Here is a 6,549-nt window from a genome sequence, read left to right as displayed (position 1 = left end):
GCGCGGGTGCGGGGACGCAGGTAGATGAACTCGTCGCAGGCCTTCACGAAGAGGGGGCTGGTGGCCTCCTTCACCGCGAGCCCGATGAGCTGCCGGCCGTTCTCGCGCAGCTTGTACGCCAGCGGGCAGAAGTCGCTGTCGCCCGAGGCGATGGCGAAGGTGTCGATGTGCTCGCGCGCGTAGCACAGCTCCAGCGCGTCGATGACCAGGCGCATGTCCGCCCCGTTCTTCCCCGAGCGGGTGGAGGGCGGCACGTCGATGAGCTCGACGCCGAACTCGTGCAGATTGCCCTTGGCCTCCTTGAAGCGGGACCAGTCGCAGTAGGCGCGGCGGAACACCACCTTGCCCCGCTCCAGCAACCGGTCCATCGCCGGCTGGAGGTCGAAGTTGCCGACGGTGAAGCCGGTATTCGTCACCAGGTTCTCGAAATCGAGGAACAGGGCGATGCGGTGTTCTTTCTTCGTGTCCAAAAAGACCTCGATGGTGCGTGCTGCCTGAACTCCAGGAGGGCTACCCTACTCCCAACCCGTCGCGGTGCCCCGAATTTCCGGAGTCCGGAGGGCCTGGGCCCTGGGGTTACACCTTGGCTTCCGGGTACGGGAACGACCCGGGCTTCAATTGCGTATCCATGTACCTCCGCACGACGAGGTCGCACGCCCCATAGCCCCAGTTGATGAGGCGCTCCTGCAACCGGGGCTCGAGCGCCTTGAGTCGGGTGGGCGTGTTGGCCAGCTCCTGGGTCCGTGCATACGGGCAGGCGAGCCCTCCCGGGAATTCGGGTCGGCGGGTGTCCATCCGGATGTGCCAGAAGGCACCCTGACGCGCCTTGCTGTCGAGCGAGCCCACGACCTGCTTCATCCGCAAGTTACGCACCTGGCTGTCGATGATGTCGAGGATGCGGTAGGCGTGCCGGGGCCAGTCGTGAGCGGGCTCCTCCTCGGCCTCGAGCTGCCCGCCCCCATCGCTCACCAGCACGGTCTTGTACTGCTTCCAGACCGTCTCCAGCCCCAGGTTGTCGTAGACCCCGCCGTCCGTGAGGATGACCCGCCGGGTGAAGGGCTCGCGCTGGAGCGACGCGCCGCTGTTGGGCGTGAAGGACGCCGGGTCGAGTTGCAGCACCATCGGAGACAGGAAGGGAGGAAAGGCCGAGGAGGCGGCCACCGCCACCGCCAGCTCGACGCGGGGATTCTTCACCTCGCCGACCTTGTAATCCCGCATGAACGGCCGCGAGAAGCGCCAGAGGGCCCCGGACTGCACGTTGGATGCATTGATGACGAAGCGGGGGCCCTCGCCCCGGGAGTCGTCGGGGAGGTCCTGGAGGGTGGCCTCCCCGAACAGGTGCTCGCGGTAGCCGTCCGCCACGCGCTCCCCGACGCTGTCCGGGCTGAACACAGCGCCCAGGATGCTCCAGACATCGAGGGTCTTCCCCGCGAGCTTCCGGAGGGGCTCGACGACCTTCTCCACGTAATGCGCGGAGACGCCCTGCTCGGAGAAATCCAGCTCGCGCCAGCGCAGCCCGAGCAGCCCCGCGACGATGGAGCCTCCCGACACACTCGACACGCGCTGGAGCCGCCCGAGGTAGCCGAGTTCGTTGAGCCGCCAGAGCGAGCCCACATGGAAGAGCATGGCGCGATAGCCGCCTCCCGAGAGACACAGCGCCATGCCGTCCTTCAGCTGAGACGACTCCTCGGGGTTCGACTCGTCGGACATGGACCCTCCTGGGGCGAGCTACTTCCACGGCGTGTCGCAGAAGCGCTCCAGCCTCGCGAGCGCGTCGGGCATGTTCGTCCGGCCCAACCCCAGCCGGAAGTAATTGCCCGGGAAGTCATACACGTCTCCCGGCAGCAGCAACACGCCTTCCTCGTCCACCAGTCGCTGGCAGAACTCCTCCACCTTCACGCCCTCCAGCAGCTTCGGAAAGGCCACGCTCCCCGCCTTCGGGCGCACCCAGCGGAACGTGGCCGCCCTCCTCGTGAAGAAGTCGTCCAGCAGCGCCAGGTTGCGCGTGAGAATCCCCCGGCTCCTCGCCAGCACCCGCTCCTTCGCGCGCAAGGCAATCAGCGACAGCACCTCGCTGGGCGCCGCGTTGCAGATGGTCGTGTAGTCCTTGTAAGCCGCGCACCGCTCCAGCAGCGCCGCGTCCCGGCTCGCCAGCCATCCCACCCGCAGCCCCGCCAGCCCGAACGCCTTCGACATCACCCCCAGGCTCACCCCTCGCCCCGACAGCTCCACCCCCGCCGGCAGCAGGTCCCCCGGGTCATGCTCCAGCAGCCGGTACACCTCGTCCGCCAGCACGTACGCGCCCCGCTCCTCGGCCAGCGCGAACAGCGCCTTCCACGTCGCCACGTCCGGCAGCGCCCCCGTCGGGTTGTGCGGGAAGTTGGCCACCACCAGCTTCGTGTTCGGCCGCAGCTCGCGCTTCACCGCCTCCACGTCCAGCGCCCAGCCGTCCTCCTCGCGCAGCTTCAGCAGCGACACCTCCGCCCCCGTCGCCCGCGCCACCTCGTACAGCGACTGGTACCCCGGCCACGTCACCACCGCGTGGTCCCCCGGTCCCAGCAGTACGTTCATCAGGACGAAGACGGCCTCCTCCGCCCCCGCGAACGTCAGCACCTGCTCCGGCCCCACCCCGCGGTACAGCCGCGCCACCTCCTCGCGCAGCGCCGGCAGGCCCGTGGACTCCGTGTAGCCCAGCGTCAGCCGCTCCCACCGCTCGCGCCCGTCCCCGTCCGCCAGCTCGAGCAGCTCGCTCATCCGCCAGCCCTCGATGTCCGAGGTGCACAGCAGGTGCGGCGCGTTGAACTCCCACTTCGCGAAGTAGCGCTCGAGCTTGAAATCCGGAATCCGCATGCCGCCTCGCTACCGCGAGCCGAGCGGCTTTGCCAAGCACGCTCCAGAACAGTGCGCGCCACGACACTGGTCGCCAGCCGACGCTCGCCCCCATTGCGTCCTCCGACCCCGGGGGCCACTCGGCATGATCCGGGCTGTAGCCACCACTTCGGCCTTCACCCCGCCGGAGCGGCGTCCTCCGGCGACACCTGGGCCCAGGCCGCGCGCGGGTAGCGCTCAGCGCGCGAAGAGCAGCACCAGCACGAGCAGCGCCAGCAGCACCGCGCCCACCACCAGCACCACCTTCGCCACCGACACCGGCGCCTTGCCCAGCACGCAGCCCGCGTCCTGCCCGTGCACCACCACCCGGTACAGCTTGCCCCGGTACCGGTACGCCAGCACGTACGCCGGCAGGGCGTAGCGCCTCGTCTCCAGGCTCGACAGCACCACCGCCACGTGCACGTTGCGGAAGCGCCTGCCCGGAATGTGCGAGCGCTCCACCTCCGCGCGCGCTTGCGCCTCCACCGCCGCCAATATCTGCCGCCTCGCCCCCGAGCGCGTCACGTCGAAGCGCTCCACCTGCCCATCCTCCGGCCCCCGCGGTGCCGCCTCCCCGCTCGCCCGCTGGTAGTGCCCCGCGAGCTGCTCGCACTCGTCCTCCGTCAGGCCCCGCGACGCCGGCACGAGAATCTCCTGGAACGTCAGCTCCGTCTGCCCCGCGTGCGGCGCCCACTCCGAGCGCCGGTTGCCCGCGTCCGAGTCCGCCGCCCAGCTCACCCTCGCCCCCGCGCTGAAGGCCCACGCCGGCCACCACATCGGCCGCAGCGAGTGCAGCGACGCCTCCTCCGCCAGGTTCCCCGGCCGGAAGAAGCGCTTCTCCGACAGGAAGCCCATCAGCGCCGCCCTCGCCGCCGCGGGCTCCACCGTGAAGGGCAGGAAGCTCTCCGCCTGCTCCTGTGGGTCCTCCGTCGTCTCCACGTGCATCACCGACGCGCAGAAGGCGCACCGGGGCGCCTTCACCTCCGCCGAGTACTCCAGCGAGGCCCCACAGGTGCCGCACCGCACCACCTTCGCCTGCTCGCGCACGGCCAGCGCGCCTCCCGCGCGTGCCGACTCCTCCGCCAGCCCGCAGATGGGACAGCGCAGGTCCCCCCGCTCCAGCCGGCTGCCGCACCGCGCGCACCCCGCCACCGCCTCGGCCGTCATGACCGGCCTCCCCGCCCCAGCAGCACGTACAGCAGCACCCCGAGCGCCACCACCCCCAGCACCGTCAGCAGCACCTTCACCCAGGACAAGGGCACCTTCCCGTGCACCTCGCCCGACTGCCCATTCACCACCACGCGCAGCGGGGGCTTGTCCGGGGCATAGCGCGCCGCCAGCACCCAGACGGGCACCAGGCACACCTCCAGCGACTCCGCCTCCAGCCGCGTCTGGTGCCGCAGCTCGCGGTGCGAGTCCCCCGGCATGAAGGCCTCCAGCCGCTGGCCCACCCGCCCCAGTGCCTCCTCGCGCGCCCGGTTCAGACACTCGTCCCGCGAGAGCGAGGGCTCCTCGGCCACCCACCCCGCCACCAGCGCGGGCTGGTAGCGCGCCAGCAGCCTCAAGTCGAAGGGCTCCAGCGCCCGCAGCTCCGCGTTCTCCAGCCCGCGCGAGGCCGTCACCAGCACGTCCGGCACGTACTCGGCGTGCTCACCGCGCAACGAGCGCCACTCCGTCCTCACCACCGTGCGCGTCTTGGTGACCGTCTTCCCGTTCTCCGTCGTCGTGTACGTCTCCGTCTCGGTGTAGTTCTCCCCGATGGAGGCGCTGTACTCGGAATGCGCCAGGGCGCTGTAGAGCCAGGCCGGCACGTAGACGCCCCGCACCTCCTGGAGCGAGGCGCGCTTGAGGCCCGAGTGGCTCCACGGGTTGCGCGTGCGCAGCCAGTGCTTCACCCGCTCGCCGGCGGCCTGGTGCGTGAGGGCGAAGCCCAGCGTGAAGGTGGGCGCGGGCCTGTCCAGGCTCGGCGGGCGCTCCACCACCGAGGGGGCCGCGCAGTACGGACACACCGTCGTGCGCAGCTCCGGCGCCACCACCAGCTCCGCTCCACATGACTGGCAACGTAGGTTCACCCTGGCCTCCCTCCCGCGTACGCGGCTTCCCCCGGTGGAGAAAAAGCACCGACCCACTCCCTTTTCACTCCGGGTTGGGGTACATTGTCGCACATCTTGCTCCTATTCCACCCCATCACCACCCGGGACGGAATGCCCCTCGCCCCGGTCCCCGCCGGGCCCCCGCCCATCACGCTGGACGACAGCCAGTGGCCGGTGTTGGTGGTGAAGCTGGGCCGGGACCCCACGGAGTCGGCGGTCGAGACGTACCTGGCGGCGCGCGAGGCATACCTGGCGCGGGCCCAGCCGCATGTCGTCGTCATCGACACGCGCGCGGTGCACCTGCCCTCGCCCCGGCTGCGCCAGCGCTACACCGACTGGCTGTGCCAGCACGAGCGGGCGCTGCGCCAGTGGACGCTGGGCACCGCGTACGTCATCAACTCGCCCGCCGTGCGGATGATGACGAGTGTCATCCGCCACTGCGCGCGGATGGCGACGCCCTTCCTCGTCTCCGAGACCCTGCCGGCCTCGGCCGCGTGGGCCGCCGAGCGCCTGCACGAGGCGGGGCTCCTCCAGGCCGCCACGCGCCTGCGCGCCCACTACTCCGTCCCGGCGAGCTGAGTCCCCGAGCGCCAGCGTCTGGCGCGGGCGCGTGCCCCACTCCGTGGCCACCACGCCGCCGCTGCGGGTAGAATTCCCTCCATGACGCCCCCCTCCCCCCCCGTCATCGGCATCCTCGGAGGCAGCGGCCTCTATCAAATCGACGGTCTCCAGGACGTCTCCTGGCGCAAGGTGTCCTCGCCCTTCGGCGAGCCCTCGGACGAGCTGTGCTTCGGCACCCTGGAGGGCACCCGCGTCGTCTTCCTGCCCCGCCACGGCCGCGGCCACCGCATCTCCCCCTCGGAGATCAACTTCCGCGCCAACATCGACGCGCTCAAGCGCTCGGGCGTCACGGACCTGCTCTCGCTGTCGGCGGTGGGCAGCCTGCGCGAGGACCTGCCCCCGGGCACCTTCGTGGTGGTGGACCAGTTCATCGACCGCACCTTCGCGCGCACCAAGAGCTTCTTCGGCACCGGCTGCGTGGCCCACGTGTCCATGGCCCGGCCCGTGTGCACGCGCCTCGGCGACGCGCTGGTGGGCGCCTGCGAGGGGCTCGACATCCCCGTGAAGCGCGGGGGCACCTACCTCGTCATGGAGGGGCCCCAGTTCTCCTCGCTCGCCGAGAGCGAGCTGTACCGGGGCTGGGGTTGCAGCGTGATCGGGATGACGAACATGCCCGAGGCCAAGCTCGCCCGTGAGGCGGAGCTCTGCTACGCGAGCGTGGGCATGGTGACGGACTTCGACTGCTGGCATCCCGACCACGAGGACGTCACCGTGGACCAGGTCGTCTCCGTGCTGCTGGCCAACGCGGGCAAGGCGCGCGCGCTGGTGAAGAACGTGGTGCCGAGGCTCGCCGGACACGCCGGCCCGTGCCGCCACGGCTGCCAGAGGGCGCTCGACCATGCCCTCATCACCGCCCCCGAGGCCAGAGACCCGGCGGTGCTCCAGCGACTGGACGCCGTGGCTGGCCGGGCGCTGAACCGCCAGGGAAGCACCCCTCATGTTTGATTTCGAGAAACTCGTCCGAAGC

The 6,549-nt window shown here is 70.7% G+C and carries 7 protein-coding genes; 2 read left to right on the top strand and 5 right to left on the bottom strand.

The genetic code is table 11. From position 1 onward, the window contains the following. The 5 genes from VF794_RS26750 to VF794_RS26730 all read right to left on the bottom strand — a co-directional run. A partial coding sequence (locus VF794_RS26750) for an NYN domain-containing protein (RefSeq protein ID WP_331115194.1) occupies nucleotides 1-470 on the bottom strand: 470 nt, incomplete at its 3' end. 106 nt (nucleotides 471-576) lie between these two features. Continuing rightward, entirely contained in the window at nucleotides 577-1,710 is a 1,134-nt protein-coding gene (locus VF794_RS26745; RefSeq protein ID WP_331115192.1) for a patatin-like phospholipase family protein, read from the bottom strand. Nucleotides 1,711-1,728: 18 nt separating this feature from the next. Next, complete coding sequence (locus VF794_RS26740) at nucleotides 1,729-2,850, bottom strand: aminotransferase class I/II-fold pyridoxal phosphate-dependent enzyme (protein ID WP_331115190.1); 1,122 nt, start codon at nucleotides 2,848-2,850, stop codon at nucleotides 1,729-1,731. A 216-nt stretch (nucleotides 2,851-3,066) separates the two neighbouring features. After that, a complete protein-coding gene (locus VF794_RS26735) occupies nucleotides 3,067-4,035 on the bottom strand; it encodes a zinc ribbon domain-containing protein (protein ID WP_331115188.1) in 969 nt (322 codons plus the stop codon). Next, complete coding sequence (locus VF794_RS26730; RefSeq protein ID WP_331115186.1) at nucleotides 4,032-4,940, bottom strand: hypothetical protein; 909 nt, start codon at nucleotides 4,938-4,940, stop codon at nucleotides 4,032-4,034. Before VF794_RS26730 ends, VF794_RS26735 begins: the two co-directional genes overlap by 4 nt. A 132-nt stretch (nucleotides 4,941-5,072) precedes the next feature. Between VF794_RS26730 and VF794_RS26725 the strand changes: the two genes are divergently transcribed. After that, a complete protein-coding gene (locus tag VF794_RS26725; protein ID WP_331115184.1) occupies nucleotides 5,073-5,540 on the top strand; it encodes a hypothetical protein in 468 nt (155 codons plus the stop codon). A gap of 81 nt (nucleotides 5,541-5,621) precedes the next feature. Then, nucleotides 5,622-6,527 carry an S-methyl-5'-thioadenosine phosphorylase gene (locus VF794_RS26720; protein ID WP_331115182.1) on the top strand — a complete coding sequence of 302 codons (906 nt, stop codon included), beginning with the start codon at nucleotides 5,622-5,624 and terminating at the stop codon, nucleotides 6,525-6,527. Nucleotides 6,528-6,549 lie beyond the last annotated feature (22 nt).

Source organism: Archangium sp., from assembly GCF_036389735.1.
Classification (GTDB): domain Bacteria; phylum Myxococcota; class Myxococcia; order Myxococcales; family Myxococcaceae; genus Archangium.
Note: the sequence above shows the minus strand (reverse complement) of the source record. Positions and strands in the feature narration are given on the sequence as shown.